The sequence below is a fragment of the Mycobacterium sp. THU-M104 genome (assembly GCF_049197365.1).
Lineage (GTDB): Bacteria > Actinomycetota > Actinomycetes > Mycobacteriales > Mycobacteriaceae > Mycobacterium.
The window spans coordinates 1-25696 of record NZ_JBMIOP010000009.1 but is presented as its reverse complement, the minus strand read 5'-3'; the positions used below and the strand labels follow the sequence as shown (position 1 = coordinate 25696).

The following is a 25696-nucleotide window of genomic DNA, read 5'->3' as shown; positions in this document are numbered from 1 at the left end:
GGGATCATTCCGTATTAACGGCCGGCCCGGCCGCCCACTAGGGTGGGCTCGTGACTTCTCACTATGACGTCGTCGTCCTGGGAGCGGGCCCCGGCGGATATGTCGCCGCCATTCGCGCCGCCCAGCTCGGCCTGAACACGGCCATCGTCGAACCGAAGTACTGGGGCGGGGTCTGCCTCAACGTCGGCTGCATCCCGTCCAAGGCGCTGCTGCGCAACGCCGAGCTGGCCCACATCTTCACCAAGGAGGCCACGACCTTCGGCATCGGAGGCGAGGCGACCTTCGACTACGGGATCGCCCATGACCGCAGCCGCAAGGTGGCCGAAGGCCGCGTCGCCGGCGTGCACTTCCTGATGAAGAAGAACAAGATCACCGAGATCCACGGGTACGGCAGGTTCACCGACGCCAACACCGTGTCGGTCGAGTTGAACGAGGGCGGCAATCAGGACGTCACGTTCGACAACGCGATCATCGCGACCGGCAGCAGCACCCGGCTGGTCCCGGGCACGTCGCTGTCGGCCAACGTGGTCACCTATGAGGAGCAGATCCTGTCCCGGGAGCTGCCGGAGTCGATCATCATCGCCGGAGCCGGGGCGATCGGCATGGAGTTCGGCTACGTGCTGCGCAATTACGGGGTCGACGTGACCATCGTGGAGTTCTTGCCGCGTGCGCTGCCCCACGAGGACGCCGAGGTGTCCAAGGAGATCGAGAAGCAGTTCAAGAAGCTGGGCGTCACGATCCGCACCGGCACCAAGGTCGAGTCGATCTCCGATCCTGGATCCGGTGGCTCGCAGGTCACCGTGACGGTCAGCAAGGACGGCAAGTCCGAGGAGCTCAGGGCCGCAAAGGTGTTGCAGGCCATCGGGTTTGCGCCCAACGTCGAGGGCTACGGTTTGGAGAGGGCCGGCGTGGCGCTGAACGAACGCCGGGGTATCGGCATCGACGAGTACATGCGCACCAGCGTGCCCCACATCTACGCCATCGGCGACGTGACCGCCTTCCTGATGCTGGCGCACGTCGCCGAGGCAATGGGGGTGGTGGCGGCCGAAACCATCGCCGGCGCCGAGACTCTGCCGCTCGGCGACTGCCGCATGTTGCCCCGCGCGACGTTCTGCCAGCCGCAGGTGGCCAGTTTCGGGCTCACCGAGGAGCAGGCCCGCGACGAGGGGTACGACGTCCAGGTCGCCAAGTTCCCGTTCACCGCAAACGCCAAGGCGCACGGTCTGGGTGACCCCAGCGGTTTCGTCAAGCTGGTCGCCGATGCCACCCACGGCGAGCTGCTGGGCGGGCACCTGATCGGCCACGACGTGTCCGAGCTGCTTCCTGAGCTGACGCTGGCGCAGAAATGGGACCTGACGGCCCATGAGCTGGCCCGCAACGTGCACACCCACCCGACCATGTCCGAGGCGCTGCAGGAGTGCTTCCACGGCCTGACCGGTCATATGATCAACTTCTGATGGCCGCGGTGTGATGATCCGCGCTGATACCATCCTCGGTGCCGTCGGCGGCGTGGCCGCCGGTTATGTCCTGTGGCTGGTGGCTTTTTCGATCGGCAACGACACCACCACGGTGAGCCGGTGGGCTCCGATCGTGCTGCTGGCGGCCCTCGTGCTCGGCGTCGGCGCCGCGGCCTGGGGCTGGTGGCTGCGTCGGCGCCGCAGCCACGCCTGGGCGGCGTTCGCCGCCGGGCTGCCGCTACTGCCGGTGGTCCTGACCGTGGCGGTGGTGGCCGACACCTACCTGTAGCGCCTACCTGTGGCGCGGGTTGTCCAGCGGAATGCAAAGCGTGGTTATCGTCGCGGCCAGCCCGTCGTACTGGCTTGCCAACAAACAGAATTCGATCAACTGTCGCCGATCGAGGTGGCATGCCAGCCGTTCCCAGGTCGCGTCGGTCAGCATGCGGTCGCCCAGGAACTCGTCAGTGGCCCGCAACAGCGCGACCTGCCGGGCGCTCAGCGTGGCGGCGTCGTCGGGGGTCTGCGGCCAGGCGAAGATCGCGGCCTGGGTGTTTGCGTCCAGCCCCGCCGCGCGACCCATCCAGCGGTGGTGCTGTAGCTCGTACTCGCACCCGCGCACGTGCCCGACCCGCAGGATCACCACTTCGGCGTCGGCCCGCGGCAGCCGCCCCCGCAGCAGGGCGCCTGAGAAGGGCATCCAGAACCACAACAGCCGCTTGTGTTGGCCCAGCGTGGTGAACAGGTGCATCTGCGGCGCCCGGACCGCTCGCGCCATCACCCTGGCCGCAACCCAGTTGACCAGCCCCAGCTCGCGCAGCTTCGTCGTCGAGGGAATGCGGCCCGGCTCCGCCGCCCCGCTCACGGCTGCTGCACCAGGTAAGGGGACACGGTGCTGCGGTGCTCGTCGAGATCGAGCGCGCGCCCCAACGCCGGGAATGCCCGCTGCGGGCAGTTGTCGCGCTCGCAGACACGGCAACCCGCGCCGATCGGCGTGGCGATCTCACCCGACAAGTCGAGTCCTTCCGAGTAGACGAGCCGGTGGGCGTGGCGGAGTTCGCAGCCCAGCCCGATAGCGAAGGTCTTACCGGGCTGACCGTACCGCGCAGCGCGGCGCTCCACGGTGCGGGCCACCCACATGTAGTTGCGCCCGTCGGGCATCTGGGCGATCTGCACCAGGATCTTGCCGGGGTTGGCGAACGTCTCGTAGACGTTCCACAACGGGCAGGTGCCGCCGCTGGAGGAGAAATGAAAACCTGTGGCGGACTGGCGTTTCGACATATTGCCCGCCCTGTCCACCCGGATGAACGAGAACGGGACGCCGCGCATCGACGGCCTTTGCAGCGTCGAGAGCCGGTGCGCGATGGTCTCGTAGCTCACCGCGTAGAACGCTGACAGCCGCTCGACGTCGTAGCGGAAATTCTCGGCGACGTCGTGGAACTGGCGATACGGCAGCACTGCGGCCGCGGCGAAGTAGTTGGCCAGTCCCAGCCGGGCCAGGGTGTGCGACTCGTCGCTGGTGAATTTACCGTCGGTGACCAGGTTGTCGATCAGGTCCCCGAACTCGAGGTAGGCCAGCTCGGCGGCCATCTTGAACACCTGTTGGCCCGAGGAGAGGTGAGTGCTGATCTCCAGCGTCTTGGTTTCCGGGTCGTAGCGGTGCAGCACGGTGTCGCCGAGGTCGATGCGACGGTTGATGTGCACTCCGTGCACTTCGGTGAGGCGGCGGTTCAGCTCGCGGGCCAGGTCGCCGTGGTGCAGCCGCATCTGGATCGTGAGGTCTTCGGCGGCGGTGTCCAGTTCGTGCAGGTAGTTCTGGCGTTGGTAGAAGTAGTCGCGCACCTCTTCGTGGGGCATGGTGATCGACCCGGTGCCGCTGCCGTCGAAGAATCGCTCCTCGGTGGCGGCGGCCAGCTGTGCAGTGGTGATCCGGTAGCGCCGGTGCAGGTTGACCACGGCGCGGGCCAGGGCGGGATGGTCGCTGACCAGCTCCGCGACCTCGGTGGCGTCGACGTCGACGTCGAGGTCTCGGTCCATCGTCACCTCACGCAACTCGGCCACCAGCCGGTTGTCGTCCTGCGAGGCGAAAAAGGTCGCGTCCACCCCGAACACCTCGGTGATCCGCAGCAACACCGCTACTGTCAGCGGGCGGACGTCGTGCTCGATCTGGTTGAGGTAGCTCGGTGAGATCTCCAGCGTCTGGGCCAGCGCGGCTTGGGAGAACCCACGTTCGTTGCGTAGCTGGCGAACGCGGGAGCCCACGAACGTCTTCGACACGCCAGCGAGCGTACTCGTCATGCGAAGGCCGGGTTCGCAGGGTTGGCAAGCGGATACGGCCGCGTCACAATTGATATTCGAGTGACGTCATTGGCATGATTCGCCTCGGGCCCGGCGTCAAGCTTGGGCGCCGACACGAGTACGGGAGCGACGCGGTGAGCCTGGGTAAGAGAATGATGCCGGTTCCGGACGGCCACCCCGACGTGTTCGACCGCGAATGGCCGCTGCGGGTGGGCGACATCGACCGCACCGGCCGGCTGCGGGTGGACGCGGCCGCCCGCCACGCCCAGGACATCGGGCAGGACCAGCTGCGCGAGATGGGGTTCGAGCAGACCCATCCGCTGTGGATCGTCCGCCGCACCATGGTTGACCTGATCCGCCCGATCGAATTCCAGGACATGCTGCGCCTGCGCCGGTGGTGTTCGGGCACCTCCAACCGGTGGTGCGAGATGCGGGTGCGCATCGACGGGAAGCGCGGTGGCGGCCTGATCGAGTCCGAGGCGTTCTGGATCAACATCAACCGGGACACGCAGATGCCCTCGCGCATCGCCGACGATTTCATGGACCAGCTGCGCAAGACGACCGACGTCGACCGGCTGCGCTGGAAGGCTTATCTGCGGCCCGGTAGTCGCGAGGATGCGTTGGAGATCCACGAATTCCCGCTGCGCGTCACCGACATCGACCTGTTCGACCACATGAACAACTCGGTCTATTGGAGTGTGGTCGAGGACTACCTCGCCTCGCACGCCGAACTGCTGGCCGCCCCGCTGCGGGCGACGATCGAACACGAGGCGCCGGTGGCGCTGGGGGACAAGCTCGAGATCCTCTCGCACGTGCACCCGGCCGGCTCGACCGATCGGTTCGGCGCCGAGTTGGCCGACCGTGCTGTTACGACGCTCACATATGCGGTCGGCGACGAGACGAAAGCCGTCGCCGCGCTCTTCGCGCTCTGACCCGGCGCCGCACCGCGCGCGTCGCCGCCGAATAACGCGTGACCTGCGGCTTTACCGTTACGGGCGGGCGGCTTCTGAAACGGTTAAGCTTTCGAGTGGCTTCGCAAGATTTGCAAATTCGGCGGAAGTCGTAGCCGAAATTGGCAAATGAAATGGGTGGACGCCGCGCCGAAGGCTGTGCCATCGTCGGGTTAGCACATCAGCGAAGTCGGGCCCGTAGCTACGCCACCAGGCGGCACCGGCCTCGACGATCAAAGTTTGTTAAGGAGTCGAGCCCAATGTCTGTCGTTGGCACCCCGAAGAGCGCCGAGAAGATCCAGCAGGACTGGGATACCAACCCCCGCTGGAAGGACGTGACCCGTACCTACACCGCCGCCGACGTGGTCGCGCTGCAGGGCACGGTGGTCGAGGAGAACACGCTGGCGCGCCGCGGCGCAGAGGTGTTGTGGGACGAGCTGCACGACCTGGAATGGATCAATGCGCTCGGCGCCCTCACCGGAAATCAGGCTGTGCAGCAGGTGCGCGCCGGGTTGAAAGCCATCTATCTGTCTGGCTGGCAGGTCGCCGGCGACGCCAACCTGTCGGGTCACACCTACCCCGACCAGAGCCTTTATCCGGCCAACTCGGTGCCGCAGGTGGTCCGCCGGATCAACAACGCGCTGCTGCGCGCCGACCAGATCGCCAAGGTTGAGGGCGACACGTCGGTGCACAACTGGCTGGCCCCGATCGTCGCCGACGGCGAGGCCGGCTTCGGTGGTGCGCTCAACGTGTTCGAGTTACAGAAGGCCATGATCGCCGCCGGTGCCGCGGGCACCCACTGGGAGGATCAGCTGGCCTCGGAGAAAAAGTGCGGCCACCTGGGCGGCAAGGTCCTGATTCCGACACAGCAGCACATCCGCACGCTGACCTCGGCGCGACTCGCCGCCGATGTGTGCGACGTCCCGACCGTCGTCATCGCCCGCACGGACGCCGAGGCGGCCACGCTGATCACCTCGGACGTCGACGAGCGCGACCGCCCGTTCATCACCGGCGAGCGCACCCGGGAGGGCTTCTACCGCACCCGCAACGGCATCGAGCCCTGCATCGCGCGGGCCAAGTCCTATGCTCCGTACGCTGACTTGATCTGGATGGAGACCGGGACCCCCGACCTCGAGGTGGCGCGGAAATTCTCCGAGTCGGTCAAGAATGAGTTTCCCGACCAGATGCTGGCCTACAACTGCTCACCGTCGTTCAACTGGCGCAAGCACCTCGACGACAGCACCATCGCGAAGTTCCAAAAAGAGCTGGCTGCAATGGGATTCAAGTTCCAGTTCATCACGTTGGCCGGGTTCCATGCGCTGAACTACTCGATGTTCGACCTGGCCTATGGCTACGCCCGCAACCAGATGGGTGCTTACGTCGAGCTGCAGGAACGGGAGTTCGCCGCCGAAGAGCGGGGTTACACCGCGACCAAGCATCAGCGCGAGGTCGGTGCCGGTTACTTCGACCGCATCGCCACCACCGTCGACCCCAACTCCTCGACGACTGCGTTGACCGGATCCACCGAAGAGGGTCAGTTCTGATTCCACGCCGAGCAGACGCAAAAGCACCCTGCAGCCCCGGCAAATGGGGGCCTTTGCGTCTGCTCGCCGGGAACGTGTGGGGAGAAACGTGTGAGTGACGTGGCGATCCAGCGGGTAGGTGTCGTCGGGGCCGGCCAGATGGGATCCGGTATCGCCGAGGTCTCGGTTCGTGCCGGTGTCGACGTGACGGTCTTCGAAACCACCGAGGCTTTGATCGCCGCGGGCCGTAACCGCATTGTGAAGTCGCTCGAACGCGGCGTCAGCGCGGGCAAGGTGACCGAACGGGAGCGCGACCGCGCGCTCGGCAAGCTCAGCTTCACCACCGACCTGACGGACCTGGCGGACCGCCAGCTGGTCATCGAGGCCATCGTCGAGGACGAGGCCGTCAAGGCGAAGGTCTTCGCCGAACTGGATCGGGCCATCACCGACCCGGACGCGGTGCTGGCGTCCAACACCTCCAGCATCCCGATCATGAAGATCGCGGCGGCAACCACGAACCCGCAGCGCGTGCTGGGCCTGCACTTCTTCAATCCCGTCCCGGTGCTGCCGCTGGTCGAGCTCGTCTGCACGCTGGTCACCGACGAAGCCGCCGCCGCCCGCACCGAGGAGTTCGCCGGAGCCGTGCTGGGCAAGCAGGTGGTGCGCTGTTCGGATCGTTCGGGTTTCGTCGTCAACGCCCTGCTGGTGCCGTATTTGCTGTCGGCGATCCGGATGGTGGAGGGCGGCTTTGCCACGGTGGAGGACGTCGACAAGGCCGTAGTTGCCGGGCTGTCGCATCCGATGGGCCCGCTGCGGTTGTCCGACCTCGTCGGCCTGGACACTCTCAAGCTGATCGCGGACAAGCTGTTCGACGAATTCAAGGAGCCGCAGTACGGGCCACCGCCGTTGCTGCTGCGCATGGTGGAGGCGGGTCGGCTCGGCAAGAAATCTGGCCGGGGTTTCTACACGTACTGATCGTGTATGACAGCCTGACGCTGATCGGATACTATTCACCCGTCAGTGATCGGGAGGTTCACCAAGAGTATGACAGCGTTGCGGCCGTACTACGAAGAGTCACAATCAATCTACGATGTCTCCGATGAGTTTTTCGCGTTGTTTTTAGACCCGACCATGGGTTATACCTGCGCGTATTTCGAGCGCGACGACATGAACCTCGAAGAGGCGCAAAACGCGAAGTTCGACTTGGCGCTGGGCAAGTTGAACCTCGAACCCGGGATGACCCTGCTCGACATCGGGTGCGGCTGGGGCGGCGCGCTGCAGCGGGCGGTCGAGAAATTCGACGTCAACGTCATCGGAATCACGTTGAGCCGCAACCAGTTCGAGTACAGTAAGAAGCGGCTTGCCGGCATCCCGACGACACGTAACACCGAGGTGCGGTTGCAGGGCTGGGAGGAATTCGACGACAAGGTCGACCGGATCGTGAGCATCGGCGCGTTCGAGGCGTTCAAAGCGGATCGCTGGCCCGCGTTCTTCGAACGCGCCCACAGCATCCTGCCCGACGACGGCGGCCGGATGCTGCTGCACACGATTCTGACGTATCAATGGCAACAGATGCCCGCGCACGGCATCACCTTGACGATGAACGACATCCGGTTCGCGCGGTTCATCGGTACCGAGATCTTCCCGGGTGGGCAGTTGCCGACACAGGAGGACATCGTCAAGTTCTCCGAACCCGCCGGGTTTTCCTTGGAAAAAGTGCAACTTTTGCGCGAGCATTACGAGCGGACGCTCAGTATCTGGGCGGCCAACCTGGCGGCCAACAAGGACAAGGCCATCGCCATCCAGTCCGAAGAAGTCTACGACCGGTACATGAAGTATCTGACCGGGTGTGAGAATTTCTTCCGCAAAGGCATCAGCAACGTCGGGCAGTTCACTTTGGTGAAGTGACCGACGCGCCAAGGCACCGCTCGCGAACCGTCGGGGGACCGCGCAATTACGTTTCCATGGTGAACTGGTCTACGTCGATATAGCCTTGGCGGAACAACTTGGCGCAGCCGGTCAGGTACTTCATGTACCGGTCGTAGACCTTCTCCGACTGGATCGCCAGGGCCCGGTGACGGTTGGCCGCCAAGTTCTCCGCCCACATGGTCAGGGTCCTCGCGTAATGCGGCTGTAGCGACTGGATCCGACTCACCGTGAAACCTGCGGCCGTGGCGTGTTCCTCGACGACGGGGACGGTCGGCAGCCAGCCGCCGGGAAAGATCTCGGCGAGGATGAACTGGCTGAAGTGCACGACCTCGCGGGTCAGATTCAAGCCCTTCGCCCGGGCGTCCCGGAAATTGGGACGCACGATGCTGTGCAGCAGCATCAGGCCGTCGGACGGCAGCACCTGGTGGGCCATCATGAAGAAACGACCGTAGCGCGCCCGGCCGAAGTGCTCGAACGCACCGATCGAGACGATTCGATCGACGGGTTCGTCGAACTTCTCCCATCCTTCCAGCAACACCCGCCGGGAACGGGTGGTGTCCATGTGGTCGAAAGCATTCTGGACGTGCTGGGCCTGGTTCTCCGACAGTGTCAGACCCACCACGTTGACGTCGTACTTCTCGATGGCCCGCCGCATGGTGGCGCCCCAGCCGCAGCCGATGTCGAGCAGCGTCATACCCGGCTGGAGCTTGAGCTTGTCCAGCGACAGGTCAATCTTGGCGATCTGAGCTTCTTCGAGTGTCATGTCGTCGCGCTCGAAGTAGGCGCAGCTGTAGGTCTGGGTGGGGTCCAGAAACAACCGAAAGAAGTCGTCGGACAGGTCGTAATGGGCTTGCACGTTCCTGAAGTGCGGCGTGAGTTGCACGGACATAACGTAATGGGCCTTTCTGCGTTCCTGAGGCGAGGCCGCTGACAAATTGGGCTGCCCCATCACCTCCAAGGCGTCCCCTGCATGCTAGCCGCTCGTTTGGCTCAAGTCCTTTTCTGCTGGGTGGGTCGCGCGAGCTCGTGGCGGTCCGGAGGGCACCAACGCGCAACGGCGTGGCCGGTCCTCATCCGGGCATGGACGTTTCAGTCCCCGTGCGGCGGGACGATCGGCGTGGGGTGCGGCTCCGCGCGGAACTTCTCCAGCGACCCGCCGACTTCGACGATCCCGCGTAGCGCGCTCCAACTCAGCATCGTCAGGTAGTCGACCAGTTCGTCGCTGCTCATCCGCGGGTCCGACATCCAGGAATGGGTGGCCAGCTGGACCCCGCCGACGATCAGGTACGCCCACGGCTCCACGCCGCCGGTGTCTATTCCGGCCTCGAGCATGCGGCGGCGCATCAGCACGGCGATCATGCGCGCGATGATCCGTTCGGAGTCGGCGATCACCTTGCTCTTGCTGGCCGAGCTGTTTGCCATGACGAACCGGTACGGCTCCGGTTCGGATGCCACCGTGTCGACGTACACCCGGATGACCTCGCGGGTCAGGTCGATGCCGTCCAGATCCGAGGAAAGGGCCGCCGCCATGTTGGGGATCAGGGTCGTCTGCGCAAAGCGCATCATCACCGCCGTCGTCAGGTCGTTCTTGTCGACGAAGTAGCGGTACAGCACGGTCTTGGATACCCCGATCTCCGCGGCGATCTCGTCCATGCTCACGAAACGGCCCTGGCGGCGGATCGCGTCGATTGTTCCGTCCACCAACTCGTTGCGACGCTCAACCTTGTGCTGGTGCCAACGACGCTTTCGGCCATCGGTCTTGACGGTCCCGGCCGGGAGGTGCTCAGCCACTGTCACGAATTCCCATTCACTAGACGCGCTCGATACTACGGGGCACCAGGCCCGTGCGGCGCAAACTCCCCGCACGTCCGCGGGGCCGCCCCCGGCGGTGTTGCCAAAGCGAGCGGTAGCGACCACGGCGCGGGAATATGCGGACGCTGATCCGGTGGTGCATGGATGATGGTGTGGTGGCTCACGGATGCTGGCGCAGTGTCGCATAGGGCCTCGGGTCGGGCCGGTACACCGGGCTCGCTGTGGGTGCGGCCGGCCGCGATCGCGCCGCCGACGGAGCCCCGGCAATCCCCTGCGTCGTTGGCCGAGTCGTTTGCCGGGGCGGATCCGGAGGCTGATGCCGAGCGGCGGGTGGGTCTTCGCCGGATGAAACTGGTGGCGCTGAGCTTCCTGATCGGTGCCACCGGCGTGTTCCTCGCCTGCCGGTGGGTGCAGGCGCAAGGGGGTGCGGCCGCCTGGGTCGGCTACGTCGGCGCGGGCGCTGAGGCCGGCATGGTGGGCGCTCTGGCCGACTGGTTCGCCGTCACTGCGCTGTTCAAGCACCCACTGGGCATTCCTATTCCGCACACGGCGATCATCAAGCGCAAGAAGGACCAGCTCGGCGAGGGCCTGGGAACGTTCGTGCGGGAGAACTTCCTGTCACCGTCGGTTGTCGAGGTCAAGTTGCGTGACGCGCAGGTGCCGGCCCGGCTGGGTAAGTGGCTCTCGGAGGCGCCGCACGCCGAGCGGGTGGCCGGCGAGACCGCGACGGTGCTGCGGGTGCTGGTGGAGCTGCTACGCGACGACGACGTCCAGCAGGTGATCGACCGAATGATCGTGCGCCGCATCGGGGAGCCGCAATGGGGGCCCCCGGTCGGGCGGGTGCTGGGGACGCTGCTGGCCGAGAACCGGCAGGAGGTGCTGATCCAGCTGCTGGCCGACCGGGCTTTTCAGTGGTCGCTGAACGCCGGGGAGGTCATTGCGCGGGTGATCGAGCGTGATTCGCCGAGCTGGTCCCCGCGATTCGTCGATCAGATCGTCGGCGACCGCATCCACCGCGAACTGATGGATTTCACCGACAAGGTGCGCCGCAACCCCGACCATGAATTGCGCCGCTCGGGCACCCGATTTCTCTTCGAGTTCGCCGAGGACTTGCAGCACGACCCGGACACCATCGCGCGCGCCGACGCCGTCAAGGAGCAACTGATGGCGCGCGAGGAGATCGGCAAGGCCGCGGCGACCGCGTGGCGGACGCTCAAGCGGCTGGTGCTCGAAGGCGTCGACGACCCGTCCAGCACCTTGCGCTCACGCATCGCCGACACGGTCGCGCGCGTCGGCGAATCGTTGTGTGACGACGCCGACCTGCGCGACAAGGTCGACGATTGGCTCGTCAGGGCGGCGCAACACCTGGTCACGCAGTACGGGCTGGAGATCACCGCGATCATCACCGAGACGATCGAGCGCTGGAATGCCGACGAGGCCAGCCGGCGCATCGAGTTACATGTGGGGCGTGACCTGCAATTCATCCGGATCAATGGCACCGTGGTGGGCGCATTGGCGGGACTCGTCATCTACGCGGTCGCGCAGCTAATGTTCTGAAAAGTGCTAACAAGTGCTTGCAAAAGCAAGCACTGCTCCGTAAGCTGATGTCGTCCGCCCGGCCCGACGACCCAGGAGTACGCCATGTCAGGTGAGGAGAAGCTCTCCGCCAGGGTATCCACGGCGGCCTCTGACATCGGCGGCTTCATCCGGAGCCAGCGCGAGCTCGCTCAGGTGTCGGTGCGGCAGCTGGCCGAACGTTCCGGTGTCAGCAACCCTTACCTGAGCCAAGTCGAGCGCGGGTTGCGCAAACCCTCAGCAGACGTGCTGAACCAGATAGCAAAGGCGCTGCGGGTTTCGGCGGAGGTCCTCTACGTGAGGGCGGGAATCCTGGAGTCGAGCGAGACGAGCCAGGTTCGGGACGCGATCGTGACCGACACGGCGATCACCGAGCGTCAGAAGCAGATCCTGCTCGACATCTACGCCTCGTTCACCCAACAGAACGAAGCCGTCCTCGATGAGGGCGACTTCGGATCCGATGCCGACGAACCGGTCGGTGACCCGGCGACGCAGGGATAACCGTCCGCCGGGCTATCAAGAAAATCCCGGGCTATCAAGAAAATCATAGAGGTGTTCCGGCATGGTGCGCAGCACGTCACAGCGCGGCTCTTGACTACCGCCGTAGCGGCACCCGACGCTGGCCCTGACCCTCAGGCAGACCACCGAACAACCGCAAATTCACGAAGAGAAACCATGAAAGGACGAACCATGGCAGAAAACGCGAACACCGAAGATCTACGCGCCCCGTTGCTGGCGGCGCTGGGCGCGGCCGACTTGGCGCTGGCGACCGTCAACGACCTGATCGCCAATATGCGTGACCGCGCCGAGGAGACGCGCACAGACACCCGCGGCCGCGTCGAGGAGCGCCGTGCCCGCCTGGCCAAGCTGCAGGAGGACCTTCCCGAGCAGCTGACCGAGCTGCGCGAGCGGTTCACCGCCGACGAGCTGCGCAAGGCCGCCGAGGGCTACATGGAGGCCGCGACCGACCGCTACAACGGGCTGGTCGAGCGCGGTGAGGCCGCCCTGCAGCGGCTGCGCAGCCAGCGGCCCTTCGAGGAGGCTTCGACGCGCGCCGAGGGCTACGTTGACCAGGCCGTCGAACTGACCCAGGAGGCGCTGGGCACCGTGGCGTCGCAGACCCGCGCGGTCGGCGAGCGAGCGGCCAAGCTGGTCGGCATCGAGCTGCCCAACAAGGGCGGGGAACCGGCCAAGGCGGTGGCCAAGAAGGCTCCTGCGAAGAAAGCTCCGGCCACGAAGGCGCCCGCCAAGAAGGCGCCCGCCAAGAAGGTCACCCAGAAGTAGGCTCCGGGTCTGGGTCGCCGCTCGCGCGACCCGGACCACCCGAAGTCGACGTTTCGCCCGGCGCCCACATACCCTTGAGGGGTGACGCACCTCGTGGGCACCGTGATGTTGGTCTTGCAGGGCGCCGTGCTGTTGACGGCTGTGTACGCCTTCGTTCATGCGGCGCTGCAACGGCCCGACGCCTACACCGCGGCCGACAAGCTGACCAAGCCCGTGTGGTTGGTGATCCTCGGGCTGGCCGTGGCGCTGACCTCCATCCTGAGTTTCGTCTTCGGGGTGCTGGGGATGGCGATCGCGGCCTGCGCGGCCGGCGTCTACCTGGTCGACGTCCGGCCCAAGCTGCTCGAAATTCAGGGCAAGTCACGCTAGCGGGATGAGATCCCTGTTGGCGGCGGGATGCAATCCCGGCGGCGCGGACGGCGGCGCCTGATGGCGGGCAGACCCTCCCGGGAACTGCTGGCGGCAGTGGTCGACCACACTCTGCTCAAACCCGAGGCCACCGAGGCCGACGTGGCCAGTCTGGTCGCCGAAGGTGTCGAGCTGGGCGTGTACGCGGTGTGCGTATCGCCGTCGATGGCGCCGGTCGCGGTGCGGGCCGCCGCCGGCCGTGTACGGGTCGCGGCGGTCGCCGGTTTCCCGTCCGGCAAGCACGTGCCGGCGGTCAAGGCACTCGAGGCGCGCCGGGCCGTGGCCGACGGTGCCGGCGAGATCGACATGGTCATCGATGTCGGTGCTGCGCTGAGTGGCGACGCCGATGCGGTGCGCTCCGACATCGAGGCGGTACGCGACGCCGTGCCCGGGGTAGTGCTCAAGGTGATCGTGGAGTCCGCGGTGCTGTTGGCCCGGTCCGGAGAACGCGCGCTGGTGGACGCCTGTCACGCCGCCGAGGCGGCGGGTGCAGACTTTGTCAAGACCTCGACCGGGTTCCACCCCGCGGGCGGGGCATCGGTGCGTGCGGTGGAGCTGATGGCGCAGGCCGTGGGCGGTCGGCTGGGGGTTAAGTCCAGCGGCGGGATCCGCACCGCCGCCGACGCGCTGGCGATGCTGGATGCCGGCGCGACCCGGCTCGGCCTTTCGGGCACCCGGGCGGTGCTCGACGGTCTGGGCTGATTGGCCGAACTCCTCAGCCGGCCGTGTCGGCCCGCATCGTCGTGCGGCTGGGCTGATTGGCCGAACTCCTCAGCCGGCCGTGTCGGCCCGCATCGTCGTGCGGCTGGGCTGATTGGCCGAACTCAGAGGTTTGCGAAGCAGGGGTCCTGGCCGCCGCCACCGGCGGGGATCGTCGCGTTCCGGGTGGAGAACTTGCTCACCACACCGGTATCGGTGACCTGCACGCTGTCGGCGTGGATGCCCAACGGGTAGTTCTGTGTCAGTTTGGTGGTGAACTCATCCAGCGTCGACTGCACGGATTCTTTCGGCAAGGTGAACCCGAGCGCATTGAATGTCTGGATCTGCAGCCGCAGCCCCTTGCCCTGCACGATCGGTTTGGCGGTGATGTCGTCGAGCATGCCCTTCAGCTCGATGGTCCCGTCCCGGGGGTGGGCGGTCACACTGTTGGTGACGAACGGACCCAGGACCGGGATGGAATTCTGCACCGTCTGCTTGATGCCTTCGGCCGTCCAGGTGATGGTGGCGTCCAGCGATCCGACGGTGCCCTTCGAGTTGTCGGACGACTTGAGTCGGACGTCTTTGATGTCGAGGGCGATCTTCATGCCCTTGGCATCGCGGATCTGGTTACCGGCCGTGGACACCGAGATGTTGGTGAAGTGCTCGGTGGCCAGCTGCCACAGCAACAGCGGCGTCACCCCGAACGAGGCGGTGGCCCTGTCCTTGACTTCACAGGCCACCGCCTCGGCGACCTTGGTGTCGGCCACGTGGCGGGCGTAGAGCTCGGCGCCCACCAACCCCCCGACCAGCAGCGCGAACACGATGATGCACACCAGAAGAATGGCCAGCGGGTCGCGGAGCAAGCCTCGCTTCCTTCTTCCCGCCGGTTCGTCGTTGGCGCCGCCTACCCGTTCGGCAGGCGTCGTGGGCGGGTTCGGCGGCGGGGTGTAGGGGGGACGCGGCCGGGGCGCGTGCGATGCGCCCATCCGATCGGTCTGGTCGGTCTGCTGAACAGGGGCGGGAGCCGGCGTTTCCTGCGACGGTTCGCCGGCGGGCATCCGCTCGGTGGGTGTTTGACCGAAGGAGCCTTGGTTGCCGGGACGCGACCACGTCGGCGGGCCCTGGTTCGGTGGTCCTTGTGGGTTAGTCACTCAACCGATTCTGCCCTATCGGCGCGCGTGAACGCCGCGCTGTTGCGCAGCACGGCGATGGCGTCCCGCGCCCGGGCCACCCGGTCGACGTCGATGTCGGCGACCACCATTTCCTGGTTCGGCCCGGCCGACGCGACCACCTCACCCAGCGGCGAGGCCACCAGGCTGCCGCCCACCCCGGTCGGCGCGTTCGAGGCTTCGAGGTCCTGCCCGGGGTTGGCCTGGCCGACCGCTGCGACGTAGCTCATGCAGTCCAGCGCGCGGGCCCGGGCCAGCAGCGTCCATTGCTCGAGCTTGCCGGGCCCCGCCCCCCAGGACGCGCAGACGACGATCAGCTGGGCGCCGCGCCGGGCCAGCTCCGAATAGAGCTCGGGAAAGCGAATGTCGTAGCAGATGCTCAACCCCACCCCGACACCGTCGACCGTGATCACCGTCGGCTCGTGCCCGGGGGCGACGGTTTTCGACTCGGTGAACCCGAACGCGTCGTAGAGGTGGATCTTGTCGTAATGGGCGTCCGGCGTGTTGGGGCACCCGGGCCCGGCCGCGATCAGCGTGTTCGTCACCCGCCCATCGCCGGACGGGGTGAACATGCCGGCGACCACGGTGACACCGAAGCGGGCCGCGATCCGCCGGACCCCGGTTGCCCAGGGGCCGTCGATCGGCTCGGCCACGGGCGCCAGCGGGACACCGAACCGGCACATGGTCGCCTCGGGGAACACCACCAGCTTCGCGCCCGCGTCGGCGGCACGTCCCGTGTACGCGCTGACCAGCTCCAGGTTTGCCGCCGGCTCGGTGCCACTGAGGATCTGCGCAAGGGCGATTCTCATGGGAGCCACCTTAGGCGGCGATCACAACCGGCCGGTGCGGACGAGTTCAGCTGTTGGTGGCGATCCATTCCGAGGTGAAGCGCTGTTCGGCCGTCACCAGCTCGGCCAGCCGGTTGCCGATGATCTTCTCCACCTTGCCGCCGATGATGGGTGCCCGCACCTGCACGGTGATGCGGAATTCCAGCCGGGCGCCACCGGACGGGGTGGCCCGCGACAACTCGGCAGTGCCCCACACGCTTACCGGAGCGCCCACAATCTGGCCCGCGATGGATGCCGTCGCGGCACCGTCGGTGACCGGTCCCCAGGTCTCCTCGCGCCTGATGCACAAATCACCCCGGTGTAGCTGCGTGACCATGGCCGGCAGATTGTGACTGCGCACCACTTGCAGAGTGGCCACCTCGATGGAGGGCCCGTCACCGGACCGGCCACCGACCCGGATCGACTCCAGCGTGGCCTCGTCGACGGGAATGTCGGCCAGCCGGGCCCGCCAGTACTCCTCCTCCCGGAAGGCGCGGTGAATGTCCTCGACGCCGCCCGGGTAGTCGGCGGACAAGTCGAATGAACGCGGCATAGCTGGTCAGGCTACCGTTACGGTCCATGACAAGCAGCGGTGCCGGTTCCCGCTACGCCGGTGCGCAGGTCGCCGAGGGGGTGCCACTGGCACCGCTGACCACGCTGCGTATCGGCCCGGTGGCGCGGCGCCTGATCACCTGTACCAGCACCGACCAGGCGGTCGCGGTTGTGGGGCAACTCGACGCCGAGGCCCGCGGCGGCAGCGCCGGCCTCGACACCGGTCCGCTCCTGATCTTTGCCGGCGGCTCCAACATCGTGATCGACGACACCCTGACCGACCTGACCGCGGTGCGGCTGGCCGGCGCCGCCATCACGGTCGAGGGCAATCTGATGCGCGCGGAGGCGGGCGCGGTGTGGGACGACGTCGTCAGCACCGCCATCGAGCACGGACTGGGCGGGCTGGAATGCTTGTCCGGGATCCCGGGATCGGCGGGGGCAACTCCGGTGCAAAATGTCGGGGCCTACGGCGCCGAAGTGGCCGACACCCTCACCCGCGTCCGGGTATTGGATCGCGGCAGTGGTGCGGTGCGCTGGGTACCGGCCGGTGAACTGGGCTTCGGCTACCGCACCAGCATGTTCAAGCGGGCCGCCCGGGTGGGGCGCGGAGCGCCCGCGGTGGTGCTGGAAGTGGAGTTCGCGCTGGATGCGTCCGGACGCAGCGCGCCGCTGCGCTACGGCGAGCTGACCACTGCGTTGAACGCGGCCGGCGGCGAGCGTGTCGACCCGCGGTCGGTTCGCGCCGCGGTGCTGGCCCTGCGCGCACGCAAGGGCATGGTGCTCGACGCAGTCGACCACGACACGTGGAGCGTCGGATCGTTTTTCACCAACCCGGTGGTCGCACCGGAAGTCTACGAACGGCTGGCCAGCGGAGGGGAGATCCCGCACTACCCGGCGCCGCACGGCGTCAAGCTGGCCGCGGGCTGGCTGGTGGAGCGGGCCGGCTTCGCGAAAGGGTTCCCGCAGGACGCAGCGGCGCGCTGCCGGCTGTCCACCAAGCATGCGCTGGCCCTGACCAACCGCGGCGGGGCGAGGGCCGCGGACGTGATCGCACTGGCCCGCAGTGTGCGCGACGGGGTACGCGACGTGTTCGGCATCACATTGCGGCCGGAGCCGGTGCTGTTCGGCTGCGCGCTCTAGCCGTTACTGTCCGGCGGTAGCGCGCGGTTCGCGAGTCTGCGTGGCCCGGACTGGTCGTCATCTCCCGGTATCTTTGGTTGGCGTGAGCAGATCCAGCGCCCCGCCGCCGATCAAGCGGCGCCTGGCCTTGGCGGCTCTCGGGCTCGGTGCCTTCACCCCGAGCGTCCTGGCTGCCTGCGGCGGCACGGTGACCAGACACGTCCAGAAGAATGAACCGCCGGCGCCACAGTTGAGGTTCCAGCCGGCCGACGCCACCGCCAACGTGATTCCGACCGCCTCGATCAGCGCCCGCGTCGGCGAGGGCTGGTTCCAGAAGCTGGCTTTGAAGAATTCGGCGGGCAAGGTCGTCGCCGGGGTGTTCAACGACGACCGCACCGCCTATACGGTCACCGAGCCACTGGGATACGACGCGACCTACGCCTGGAGCGGTTCGGTGGTCGGCCACGACGGTAAGGCGGTTCCCGTCGCGGCCACGTTCACCACCGTGACGCCGACCAAGACGATCGACGGGGGATTCCAGCTGGCCGACGGCCAGACCGTCGGCGTCGCGGCCCCGGTCATCATCCAGTTCGATGCCCCGATCAGCGACAAGGCCGCCGTCGAGAGGGCCATCGCCGTCACCACCGACCCGCCGGTCGAGGGCAGTTGGGCGTGGCTGCCCGACGAGGCGAAGGGCTCACGCGTGCACTGGCGCCCCCGCGAGTACTACCCGGCGGGCGCCTCGGTCGACGTCGACGCCAAGTTCTACGGGGTCCCGTTCGGTGATGGTGCCTACGGGGCGCAGGACATGTCGCTGAAGATCAAGATCGGCCGGCGCCAGGTGGTCAAGGCCGAAGTCATGTCGCACCGCATCCGGGTCATCACCGACGCCGGCGTCATCATGGACTTCCCGTGCAGCTACGGGGAGGGCGACGAGGCCCGCAACGTCACCCGCAACGGGATCCACGTGGTCACCGAAAAGTACTCTGACTTCTACATGTCGAACCCGGCCGCCGGGTACAACCACATCCACGAGCGCTGGGCTGTGCGCATCTCCAACAACGGCGAGTTCATCCACGCCAACCCGGCCAGCGCCGGCGCGCAGGGCAACAGCAACGTCACCAACGGCTGCATCAATCTCTCGACGGACGACGCCCAGCAGTACTACCGCACCGCGATCTACGGCGACCCGGTCGAGGTGACCGGCAGCCCGATCGAGCTGTCCTACGCCGACGGCGACATCTGGGACTGGGCCATGGACTGGAACACGTGGGTGGCGATGTCGGCATTGCCGCGGCCGGACGCGCATCCGCCGGCGATCCAGATCCCCGTCACCGCTCCGGGCACACCCGCGGACGCCCCCACGCTGTCCGGAACACCGACCACGACCACCGCAACCACCACCACGACCGCCACCACCACCACGACCACGGCGCCTCCTAGCGTCGGCGGTTGAACCTACTGGCCGACGACTGGTCGCGCGGTCGGATCACGACCAGGTCCAGGTTGACGTGCGCCGGCCGGGAAGCCACGAAACCGATCACCTCGGCGACGTCGGCGGCCACCAGCGGTGTGATGCCGGTGTAGACCGCGTCGGCGCGCTGTTGATCGCCCTGGAAGCGAACCAGGGAGAACTCGGTTTCGACCGCTCCCGGGGCAATCTCGGTGAGCCGAACCGGTTTTCCCAGCAGTTCGCCGCGCAGCGTGCGGTGCAGTGCGCCCTGGGCGTGCTTGGCCGCGGTGTAGCCGGCGCCGCCGTCGTAGACCTCGAACGCCGCGACCGAGGTGACGGTGACGACCAACCCGTCGCCCGAGTCGACCAGCTTGGGCAGCAGCGCGCGGGTGACCCGCAGCGTGCCCATCACGTTGGTCTCCCACATCCATCGCCAGTGCTCGAGGTCGGCGTCGGCGACGGACTCCAGCCCCCGCGCGCCACCGGCGTTGTTGACCAGCACGTCTGCGCGATCCATCGCACCCGCCAGCGCGTCGACTGCCGCGTCGTCCGTGACGTCCGCCACAATCGCGGTCCCGTCGATCTCGTCGGCGAGGGCCTGGATCCGGTCCCCCCGGCGGGCCACCGCGACGACGTGAAACCCTTGCGCGGCAAGGGTTCTGGCGGTCGCCTCCCCGATTCCGGAGCTGGCGCCGGTGACTACCGCGACCCGTCGGTCCCCGCCCGCTGTCGTCATCGGGACAACTTTAGTGAACGTGGTAAATTCCGGGAATGCACCCCAGCGCCCTGACCGGCACGAGCATCGCGGGTCGCTCGTGTTGTCGTCGTGCACCAGGCCGCTCCTGACTGTTCCGGCGTGGCCGATGACCGGCCATCGTCAATCGGACAAAGGACGCTCGTGCGCTCTGACACCCTCACCGCAGGCCAGCACGGGGCCGGCCGCGGGACCCACACCCGGCCACGTCAACCGATCGTCCCGCCCGCCCTGCACCTCTCGGGCTCCGCGGCCGCGTCCGTCTTTCGTGCCGTGCGGTTGCACGGCCCCCTTGCCCGCGACCACATCGCCGGTGTCACCTCACTGAGCGTTGCGACGGTCAACCGTCAGGTCGCCGCGCTGCTCGACGCGGGTCTGCTGCGGGAACGCGCCGACCTGGTGCTCGCCGGTGCCATCGGGCGCCCACGGGTGCCCGTCGAGATCAACCACGAACCGTTCATGACGCTGGGCATGCACATCGGTGCGCGGACCACCAGTATTGCGGCGACCGACCTGTTCGGCCGCACCCTGGACACGGTCGAGACGCCCACCCCGCCGCATTCTGCCGGGACGGCGCTGGCCTCGCTCGCCGACAGCGCCGCGGGGTATCTGCGGCGCTGGCACCGGCGCCGCCCACTGTGGTTGGGGGTCGCCATCGGAGGCAACGTCAACGGCGCGACGGGCCGCGTCGACCACCCGCGGCTGGGCTGGCGCCAGGCCCCCGTCGGGCCGGTGCTGGCCGACGTGCTGGGCCTGCCGGTGTCGGTGGCTTCGCACGTCGACGCCATGGCCGGCGCCGAGCTGCTGCTCGGCCTGCGCCGGTGCGCATCCGGCTCGCCGACCATCCTGTACGTCTATGCGCGCGAGACTGTGGGTTATGCGCTGGTGATCGGCGGTCGGGTGCACTGCCCGGCCAGCGGCCCTGGCACGATCGCGCCGCTCCCCGCGTACTCCGAGCTGCTCGGCGGGACCGGGCAGCTGGAGTCCACCGTCAGCGACGAGGCGGTGTTGGCCGCCGCGCGGCGGCTGCGGATCATGCCTCCGGATCCCCCTGGCGGGTCCGCCGGCGCCATCACCGACCTGCTGCGCGTGGCGCGGGCAGGCGACCGGCAGGCCCGGCAGTTGCTGGCGGAGCGGGCGCGGGTGCTCGGTGAGGCGGTGGCGTTGCTGCGCGATCTGCTCAATCCCGACGAGCTCGTGGTCGGTGGCCAGGCCTTCACCGAATATCCCGAGGCGATGGATCGGCTCACGGCGGCCTTCTGGGGCCGCTCGACCCTGCCGAAGCGCGAAATCCGCGTCACCGCCTTCGGCGAACGCGTGCAGGAAGCCGGGGCGGGGACGGTGTCGCTGGCCGGCGTGTACGCCGACCCGATGGGCGCGCTGCGTCGGGCGCGGGCTGCCGACGCCCCGCCGGTCGACCCCGGACCGTCCGCGTGAACCGGCGGCGCGCTCGGTTCGCGCGCGGACCCGTCCGGTAAAGATCAACCTGTAAAGATGAAAGGGTGCGGCACGATCATCTCTCCCCGCCATCCGTCGACACAACGGGCCGTTTAGCGGTGACCCCGCGCCGGGTCGCTTTGCTGGCGGTGCACACCTCGCCGCTCGCCCAGCCGGGCACCGGCGATGCCGGCGGCATGAACGTCTACATGCTGCAAAGCGCCCTGCACCTGGCGCGCAGGGGTATCGAGGTGGAGATCTTCACCCGCGCCACCGCGTCGGCCGACCCGCCGGTCGTGCGGGTGGCTCCGGGTGTGCTGGTGCGCAACGTGGTCGCCGGGCCGTTCGAGGGCCTGGACAAATACGACCTGCCCACCCAGCTGTGCGCGTTCGCGGCCGGGGTGCTGCGGGCCGAGGCGTCCCACGAGCCCGGTTATTACGACGTCGTGCATTCGCATTACTGGCTGTCCGGGCAGGTCGGCTGGCTGGCCCGGGACCGTTGGGCGGTGCCGCTGGTACACACCGCCCACACGCTGGCCGCAGTGAAGAACGCAGCGCTGGCCCACGGTGACACCCCCGAGCCGCCGCTGCGCACGGTCGGAGAACAGCAGGTTGTCGACGAGGCCGATCGGCTGATCGTCAACACTGATGATGAAGCCGGACAACTGGTTTCGATCCACCATGCCGATCCGGCGCGAATCGACGTGGTCCACCCGGGGGTGGAACTCGACGTCTTCCGGCCGGGTGACCGCCGAACGGCCCGGAGCGCGTTGGGGCTGCCGCTCGATGAGCCCGTGGTGGTCTTCGTCGGCCGGATCCAGCCGCTGAAAGCGCCTGACATCGTGTTGCGGGCCGCCGCGAAGCTGCCGGGGGTGCGCGTGGTCGTGGCCGGTGGGCCGTCGGGCAGCGGGCTGGCCTCCCCGGACGGGCTGGTCTCCCTCGCCGGCGAACTCGGCATCACGCAGCGTGTGACGTTCCTACCGCCGCAGTCCCGCACGAACCTGGCTACGCTGTTCCAGGCGGCCGATCTGGTCGCGGTGCCCAGCTATTCGGAGTCGTTCGGGTTGGTCGCCATCGAGGCGCAGGCCTGCGGCACGCCGGTGGTGGCCGCCGCGGTGGGCGGGCTGCCCGTCGCGGTGCGCGATGGAGTCACCGGCACCCTGGTGGGTAGCCACGATATCGACGACTGGACCGCGGCCCTCGGCGACCTGCTTCGGTTCGTGGACAGCCCGCGGGCCGAGGCGATGAGCCGGGCCGCAGTGGCACACGCCTCGAGGTTCTCCTGGGAGACCACCGCGGACGCACTGCTGGCCAGCTACCGGCGCGCGATCGGGGACTTCACCGGCGGGCGCCGACGCCGCGGCGGCGCGCTGTCGTCGGACCGGGCGTCGGCGCGCGGTCCGCGCCGCTGGGTGTCGCGCCGGGGGGTGGGGGCATGACGCCGTCCGATCAGTCAGTGCGGCAGGTGATCGAGAGCGCGCTGCAAGCCAGCGGCCTTGCCTACTCCGAGACCCCCGGATCCCACGGCGGGCCGGCGGGGCTCGTAGTGGAGTTGCCCGGGGAGCGCAAACTCAAGACCAACACCATCCTGAGCATCGGGGAGCACTCGGTGCGCGTCGAGGCGTTCGTGTGCCGCAAACCGGACGAGAACTACGAGGGCGTCTACCGGTTCCTGCTCAAGCGCAACCGCCGGCTCTATGGGGTCGCCTACACTCTCGACAACGTCGGCGACATCTACCTGGTGGGCAGGTTGTCGCTGGCCTCGGTCGACGCCGACGAGCTCGACCGGGTGCTCGGTCAGGTTCTCGAGGCGGTGGACTCGGACTTCAACACGTTGCTGGAGTTGGGTTTTCGCTCGTCGATCCAGAAGGAGTGGGACTGGCGGGTGTCGCGCGGCGAGTCGCTGAAGAACCTGCGGGCGTTCGCCCACCTGATCCACGAAGACGACGACGGGGAGCGCGAAGCGCGATGAGGTGGGGGTACCACCCGCTTGCGGGGGCGAGTCGAGCAAGAATCCACGAGGACGGCGAGGGCGACGGTTCGCGTCCATGAGATGCTAGGCCGATGCAACCGCGAAACCCCGGCACGTTGGTGCTGCTGCGCCACGGTGAGAGCGAGTGGAACGCCAGCAATCAGTTCACCGGCTGGGTCGACGTCGGGCTGACCGACAAGGGGCGGGCCGAAGCGGTCCGCAGCGGCCAGTTGCTGGTCGAACACGACTTGTTGCCCGACGTGCTGTACACCTCGCTGTTGCGGCGGGCGATCAGCACGGCGCACATGGCTTTGGAGACCGCCGACCGGCTGTGGATCCCGGTACGGCGCAGCTGGCGGCTCAACGAACGCCATTACGGCGCGCTGCAGGGCCTGAACAAGGCCGACATCAAGGCGCGCTACGGCGAGGAACAGTTCATGGCCTGGCGGCGCAGCTATGACACCCCGCCGCCGCCGATCGAGCAGGGCAGCCAGTTCAGCCAGGACGCCGACCAGCGGTACGCCGACATCGGCGGCGGCCCGCTGACCGAGTGCCTGGCCGACGTGGTGGACCGGTTCCTGCCCTATTTCACCGACGTCATCGTCCCGGATCTGCGCACCGGCAAAACCGTGCTGGTCGTCGCGCACGGCAACTCGCTGCGCGCGATGATCAAGTACCTCGACGGGATGTCGGACGAGGAGATCGTCGGGAGCAACGTCCCCACCGGCATCCCGCTTCGCTACGACCTGGATGCCCAGCTGCGGCCGATTGTTGCCGGCGGCACCTACCTCGACCCGGAAGCCGCCGCCGCCGGCGCCGCGGCGGTTGCCGGGCAGGGCCGCGCCTAGCCCAGGGCGGCGTGCGCGGCGCCCCGGAACCCGGGTTTGCCAAACATCACGTGAACGACAGCCGAATACCTGTTGCGTAGCCTGTGACTTGTCCGATTTTGGCCTCGTTCCGCTAGGGCTGCGTTCAGAAGGATTTGTAGGATTTTCCATGTGACTGTGTTCTCGGCAGTGTTGCTGGCCGGGGTCTTGTCCGCGGTGGCGCTGGCCGTGGGTGTTGCGGCCGGCATTCGGCTGTCGTCGCGGCTGGCCCAGCGCCGGCAGCGGGCGGCCGCCGAGTCCACCGGGATCACCGTCGCGCAGATGCTGCAGCGAATCGTCGGACTGATGCCGTTGGGCGCGGCCGTGGTGGACTGCCATCGCGACGTCGTCTACCGCAACGAACGGGCCAAGGAATTGGGCCTGGTGCGCGAGCGGCAGCTTGACGACCAGGCCTGGCAGGCGGCGCAGCAGGCGCTGGACGGTGACGACGTCGAGTTCGACCTGCGGCCGGCGAAACGCGCGCCCGGGCGCTCGGGGTTGTCGGTGCACGGGCATGCCCGGTTGTTGAGCGAGGAGGACCGCCGGTTCGCGGTGGTCTTCGTCCACGATCAGTCCGACTACGCCCGCATGGAGGCGACCCGGCGCGACTTCGTGGCCAACGTCAGCCACGAGCTGAAGACACCGGTCGGGGCGATGGCTCTGCTCGCCGAGGCCCTGCTGGCGTCGGCCGATGACTCCGAGACCGTCCGTCGGTTCGCCGAAAAGGTGCTCATCGAGGCCAACCGGCTCGGCGACATGGTCGCCGAGCTCATCGAGTTGTCCCGGTTGCAGGGCGCCGAGCCGTTGCCGAACGTCACCCCCATCGACGTCGACGCCGTCGTCTCCGAGGCGATTTCGCGCCACAAGGTGGCCGCCGACAACGCCGACATCGAGGTCCGCACCGATTCGCCCAGCGGCCTGCAGGTGCTGGGCGACCAGACGCTGCTGGTCACCGCGCTGGCCAACCTGGTGTCCAACGCGATCGCCTATTCGCCGCCGGGGTCGCCGGTGTCCATCAGCCGCCGCCGCCGCGGGGAAAACGTCGAGATCGCCGTCACCGACCGCGGCATCGGGATCGCCCTGGAAGACCAGGAGCGGGTCTTCGAGCGGTTCTTCCGTGGCGACAAGGCGCGCTCGCGGGCAACCGGCGGCAGCGGGCTGGGCCTGGCCATCGTCAAGCACGTCGCGGCCAACCACAACGGCAGCATCGGCGTGTGGAGCAAGCCGGGCACCGGGTCGACGTTCACGCTGTCCATCCCGGCTGCCCTACCGTCCCAGCGGGACGACGAGCGGGAACTCGAGCAACCGTGGGGTCGTGACGTGCGGCCCGACCGGTCCCAACGAGAGGAAGAACTGAGTCGATGACCCGCGCCTATGACGATGCAGAGCGCAGCGATGAGGAAGAACTGAGTCGATGACCCGCGCCTATGACGATGCAGAGCGCAGCGATGAGGAGGAATGGCGCCGATGACCACTGTGCTGATCGTGGAGGACGAGGAGTCGCTGGCCGATCCGCTGGCGTTCCTGCTGCGCAAGGAGGGTTTTGAGGCCACCGTGGTGACCGACGGGCCCGCCGCACTCGCCGAGTTCGACCGAACCGGCGCCGACATCGTGC

Annotated in this window: 25 protein-coding genes and 2 pseudogenes; 19 read left to right on the top strand and 8 right to left on the bottom strand. The window is 67.7% G+C overall.

All coding sequences use genetic code 11. From position 1 onward, the window contains the following. Window positions 1–50: 50 nt before the first annotated feature. Both lpdA and ACOJVU_RS00650 read left to right on the top strand, forming a co-directional pair. Window positions 51–1457 (top strand): dihydrolipoyl dehydrogenase, encoded by a 1407-nt coding sequence (gene lpdA, locus ACOJVU_RS00655; RefSeq protein WP_421528006.1) that lies wholly within the window; start codon window positions 51–53, stop codon window positions 1455–1457. A 13-nt stretch (window positions 1458–1470) separates the two neighbouring features. Beyond that, complete coding sequence (locus ACOJVU_RS00650) at window positions 1471–1746, top strand: hypothetical protein (RefSeq protein ID WP_421528005.1); 276 nt, start codon at window positions 1471–1473, stop codon at window positions 1744–1746. Window positions 1747–1749: 3 nt separating this feature from the next. On the opposite strand, the gene ACOJVU_RS00645 is transcribed toward ACOJVU_RS00650, so the two are convergent. Beyond that, window positions 1750–2319 (bottom strand): carboxymuconolactone decarboxylase family protein, encoded by a 570-nt coding sequence (locus tag ACOJVU_RS00645; RefSeq protein ID WP_421528004.1) that lies wholly within the window; start codon window positions 2317–2319, stop codon window positions 1750–1752. Next, complete coding sequence (gene ramB, locus ACOJVU_RS00640) at window positions 2316–3731, bottom strand: acetate metabolism transcriptional regulator RamB (RefSeq protein ID WP_421528003.1); 1416 nt, start codon at window positions 3729–3731, stop codon at window positions 2316–2318. The genes ACOJVU_RS00645 and ramB overlap by 4 nt, the downstream gene beginning before the upstream one ends. A gap of 155 nt (window positions 3732–3886) precedes the next feature. Between ramB and ACOJVU_RS00635 the strand changes: the two genes are divergently transcribed. From ACOJVU_RS00635 to ACOJVU_RS00620, 4 genes are all read left to right on the top strand, one after another. After that, window positions 3887–4684, top strand: a complete 798-nt coding sequence (locus ACOJVU_RS00635) for an acyl-ACP thioesterase domain-containing protein (protein WP_421528010.1) — start codon at window positions 3887–3889, stop codon at window positions 4682–4684. Window positions 4685–4962: 278 nt separating this feature from the next. After that, a complete protein-coding gene (gene aceA, locus ACOJVU_RS00630) occupies window positions 4963–6246 on the top strand; it encodes an isocitrate lyase (RefSeq protein WP_421528002.1) in 1284 nt (427 codons plus the stop codon). 90 nt (window positions 6247–6336) lie between these two features. Beyond that, window positions 6337–7200 (top strand): 3-hydroxybutyryl-CoA dehydrogenase, encoded by an 864-nt coding sequence (locus tag ACOJVU_RS00625; protein ID WP_421528001.1) that lies wholly within the window; start codon window positions 6337–6339, stop codon window positions 7198–7200. A 69-nt stretch (window positions 7201–7269) separates the two neighbouring features. Continuing rightward, window positions 7270–8133, top strand: coding sequence for a cyclopropane mycolic acid synthase family methyltransferase (locus ACOJVU_RS00620; RefSeq protein ID WP_421528000.1), 864 nt, complete (start codon window positions 7270–7272; stop codon window positions 8131–8133). A gap of 46 nt (window positions 8134–8179) precedes the next feature. Here the strand turns inward: ACOJVU_RS00620 and ACOJVU_RS00615 are convergent, their stop codons facing one another. Further along, the gene (locus ACOJVU_RS00615) at window positions 8180–9043 is read right to left on the bottom strand and encodes a cyclopropane mycolic acid synthase family methyltransferase (protein WP_421527999.1); all 864 of its coding nucleotides are present in this window, start codon (window positions 9041–9043) and stop codon (window positions 8180–8182) included. Window positions 9044–9243: 200 nt separating this feature from the next. Next, window positions 9244–9945 (bottom strand): TetR/AcrR family transcriptional regulator, encoded by a 702-nt coding sequence (locus ACOJVU_RS00610; protein ID WP_421528009.1) that lies wholly within the window; start codon window positions 9943–9945, stop codon window positions 9244–9246. Window positions 9946–10113: 168 nt separating this feature from the next. On the opposite strand from ACOJVU_RS00610, the gene ACOJVU_RS00605 reads away from it, so the two are divergent. The 5 genes and pseudogenes from ACOJVU_RS00605 (at window position 10114) to deoC (ending at window position 13935) form a co-directional block, all read left to right on the top strand. Then, window positions 10114–11523: a DUF445 domain-containing protein gene (locus ACOJVU_RS00605; protein ID WP_421528008.1), complete on the top strand. Its 1410-nt coding sequence runs from the start codon at window positions 10114–10116 to the stop codon at window positions 11521–11523. An 84-nt stretch (window positions 11524–11607) separates the two neighbouring features. After that, a pseudogene (locus ACOJVU_RS00600) lies at window positions 11608–12016 on the top strand (helix-turn-helix domain-containing protein); the annotation flags it as partial. A gap of 215 nt (window positions 12017–12231) precedes the next feature. Continuing rightward, window positions 12232–12825 (top strand): heparin-binding hemagglutinin, encoded by a 594-nt coding sequence (locus ACOJVU_RS00595; RefSeq protein ID WP_421527998.1) that lies wholly within the window; start codon window positions 12232–12234, stop codon window positions 12823–12825. Window positions 12826–12906: 81 nt separating this feature from the next. Further along, entirely contained in the window at window positions 12907–13194 is a 288-nt protein-coding gene (locus ACOJVU_RS00590; protein ID WP_421527997.1) for a DUF2516 family protein, read from the top strand. Between the two features lie 60 nt (window positions 13195–13254). Then, window positions 13255–13935, top strand: coding sequence for a deoxyribose-phosphate aldolase (gene deoC, locus ACOJVU_RS00585; RefSeq protein WP_421527996.1), 681 nt, complete (start codon window positions 13255–13257; stop codon window positions 13933–13935). Between the two features lie 122 nt (window positions 13936–14057). On the opposite strand, the gene ACOJVU_RS00580 is transcribed toward deoC, so the two are convergent. From ACOJVU_RS00580 to ACOJVU_RS00570, 3 genes are read right to left on the bottom strand one after another with little or no spacing between them, the layout of a single operon-like run. Beyond that, window positions 14058–15083: a DUF2993 domain-containing protein gene (locus ACOJVU_RS00580; protein WP_421527995.1), complete on the bottom strand. Its 1026-nt coding sequence runs from the start codon at window positions 15081–15083 to the stop codon at window positions 14058–14060. Further along, entirely contained in the window at window positions 15080–15910 is an 831-nt protein-coding gene (locus ACOJVU_RS00575) for a carbon-nitrogen hydrolase family protein (protein WP_421527994.1), read from the bottom strand. Before ACOJVU_RS00575 ends, ACOJVU_RS00580 begins: the two co-directional genes overlap by 4 nt. Before the next feature lie 46 nt (window positions 15911–15956). Further along, a complete protein-coding gene (locus ACOJVU_RS00570; protein WP_421527993.1) occupies window positions 15957–16481 on the bottom strand; it encodes a DUF2505 domain-containing protein in 525 nt (174 codons plus the stop codon). 26 nt (window positions 16482–16507) lie between these two features. Between ACOJVU_RS00570 and ACOJVU_RS00565 the strand changes: the two genes are divergently transcribed. Further along, the gene (locus tag ACOJVU_RS00565) at window positions 16508–17620 is read left to right on the top strand and encodes a UDP-N-acetylmuramate dehydrogenase (protein ID WP_421527992.1); all 1113 of its coding nucleotides are present in this window, start codon (window positions 16508–16510) and stop codon (window positions 17618–17620) included. A gap of 40 nt (window positions 17621–17660) precedes the next feature. Then, window positions 17661–19055 carry an Ig-like domain-containing protein gene (locus tag ACOJVU_RS00560; RefSeq protein WP_421527991.1) on the top strand — a complete coding sequence of 465 codons (1395 nt, stop codon included), beginning with the start codon at window positions 17661–17663 and terminating at the stop codon, window positions 19053–19055. Here ACOJVU_RS00560 and ACOJVU_RS00555 read toward each other — a convergent pair. Then, window positions 19039–19788 (bottom strand): SDR family NAD(P)-dependent oxidoreductase, encoded by a 750-nt coding sequence (locus ACOJVU_RS00555; RefSeq protein WP_421527990.1) that lies wholly within the window; start codon window positions 19786–19788, stop codon window positions 19039–19041. The genes ACOJVU_RS00560 and ACOJVU_RS00555 overlap by 17 nt on opposite strands. A gap of 234 nt (window positions 19789–20022) precedes the next feature. Between ACOJVU_RS00555 and ACOJVU_RS00550 the strand changes: the two genes are divergently transcribed. The 6 genes and pseudogenes from ACOJVU_RS00550 to ACOJVU_RS00525 all read left to right on the top strand — a co-directional run. Continuing rightward, window positions 20023–21243, top strand: a complete 1221-nt coding sequence (locus tag ACOJVU_RS00550; protein ID WP_421528007.1) for an ROK family protein — start codon at window positions 20023–20025, stop codon at window positions 21241–21243. A 65-nt stretch (window positions 21244–21308) separates the two neighbouring features. After that, the gene (mshA, locus tag ACOJVU_RS00545; protein ID WP_421527989.1) at window positions 21309–22682 is read left to right on the top strand and encodes a D-inositol-3-phosphate glycosyltransferase; all 1374 of its coding nucleotides are present in this window, start codon (window positions 21309–21311) and stop codon (window positions 22680–22682) included. Then, on the top strand, window positions 22679–23215 hold the full coding sequence (locus ACOJVU_RS00540) for a YbjN domain-containing protein (protein ID WP_421527988.1): 537 nt from the start codon (window positions 22679–22681) through the stop codon (window positions 23213–23215). Before mshA ends, ACOJVU_RS00540 begins: the two co-directional genes overlap by 4 nt. A 92-nt stretch (window positions 23216–23307) precedes the next feature. Beyond that, entirely contained in the window at window positions 23308–24063 is a 756-nt protein-coding gene (locus tag ACOJVU_RS00535; RefSeq protein ID WP_421527987.1) for a phosphoglyceromutase, read from the top strand. Window positions 24064–24213: 150 nt separating this feature from the next. Then, window positions 24214–25446, top strand: coding sequence for a sensor histidine kinase (locus ACOJVU_RS00530; protein WP_421527986.1), 1233 nt, complete (start codon window positions 24214–24216; stop codon window positions 25444–25446). A 102-nt stretch (window positions 25447–25548) separates the two neighbouring features. Continuing rightward, window positions 25549–25696: pseudogene (locus ACOJVU_RS00525) on the top strand (DNA-binding response regulator); the annotation flags it as partial.

What these genes read in the sequence shown, in the direction of transcription:
- ACOJVU_RS00650 (WP_421528005.1), top strand. Translation starts at nt 1,471, where the DNA reads ATGATCCGCGCTGATACCATCCTCGGTGCCGTCGGCGGCGTGGCCGCC.
- aceA (WP_421528002.1), top strand. Translation starts at nt 4,963, where the DNA reads ATGTCTGTCGTTGGCACCCCGAAGAGCGCCGAGAAGATCCAGCAGGAC.
- ACOJVU_RS00620 (WP_421528000.1), top strand. Translation starts at nt 7,270, where the DNA reads ATGACAGCGTTGCGGCCGTACTACGAAGAGTCACAATCAATCTACGAT.
- ACOJVU_RS00615 (WP_421527999.1), bottom strand. Translation starts at nt 9,043, where the DNA reads ATGTCCGTGCAACTCACGCCGCACTTCAGGAACGTGCAAGCCCATTAC.
- ACOJVU_RS00605 (WP_421528008.1), top strand. Translation starts at nt 10,114, where the DNA reads ATGGTGTGGTGGCTCACGGATGCTGGCGCAGTGTCGCATAGGGCCTCG.
- ACOJVU_RS00595 (WP_421527998.1), top strand. Translation starts at nt 12,232, where the DNA reads ATGGCAGAAAACGCGAACACCGAAGATCTACGCGCCCCGTTGCTGGCG.
- deoC (WP_421527996.1), top strand. Translation starts at nt 13,255, where the DNA reads ATGGCGGGCAGACCCTCCCGGGAACTGCTGGCGGCAGTGGTCGACCAC.
- ACOJVU_RS00575 (WP_421527994.1), bottom strand. Translation starts at nt 15,910, where the DNA reads ATGAGAATCGCCCTTGCGCAGATCCTCAGTGGCACCGAGCCGGCGGCA.
- ACOJVU_RS00570 (WP_421527993.1), bottom strand. Translation starts at nt 16,481, where the DNA reads ATGCCGCGTTCATTCGACTTGTCCGCCGACTACCCGGGCGGCGTCGAG.
- ACOJVU_RS00565 (WP_421527992.1), top strand. Translation starts at nt 16,508, where the DNA reads ATGACAAGCAGCGGTGCCGGTTCCCGCTACGCCGGTGCGCAGGTCGCC.
- ACOJVU_RS00555 (WP_421527990.1), bottom strand. Translation starts at nt 19,788, where the DNA reads ATGACGACAGCGGGCGGGGACCGACGGGTCGCGGTAGTCACCGGCGCC.
- ACOJVU_RS00540 (WP_421527988.1), top strand. Translation starts at nt 22,679, where the DNA reads ATGACGCCGTCCGATCAGTCAGTGCGGCAGGTGATCGAGAGCGCGCTG.
- ACOJVU_RS00535 (WP_421527987.1), top strand. Translation starts at nt 23,308, where the DNA reads ATGCAACCGCGAAACCCCGGCACGTTGGTGCTGCTGCGCCACGGTGAG.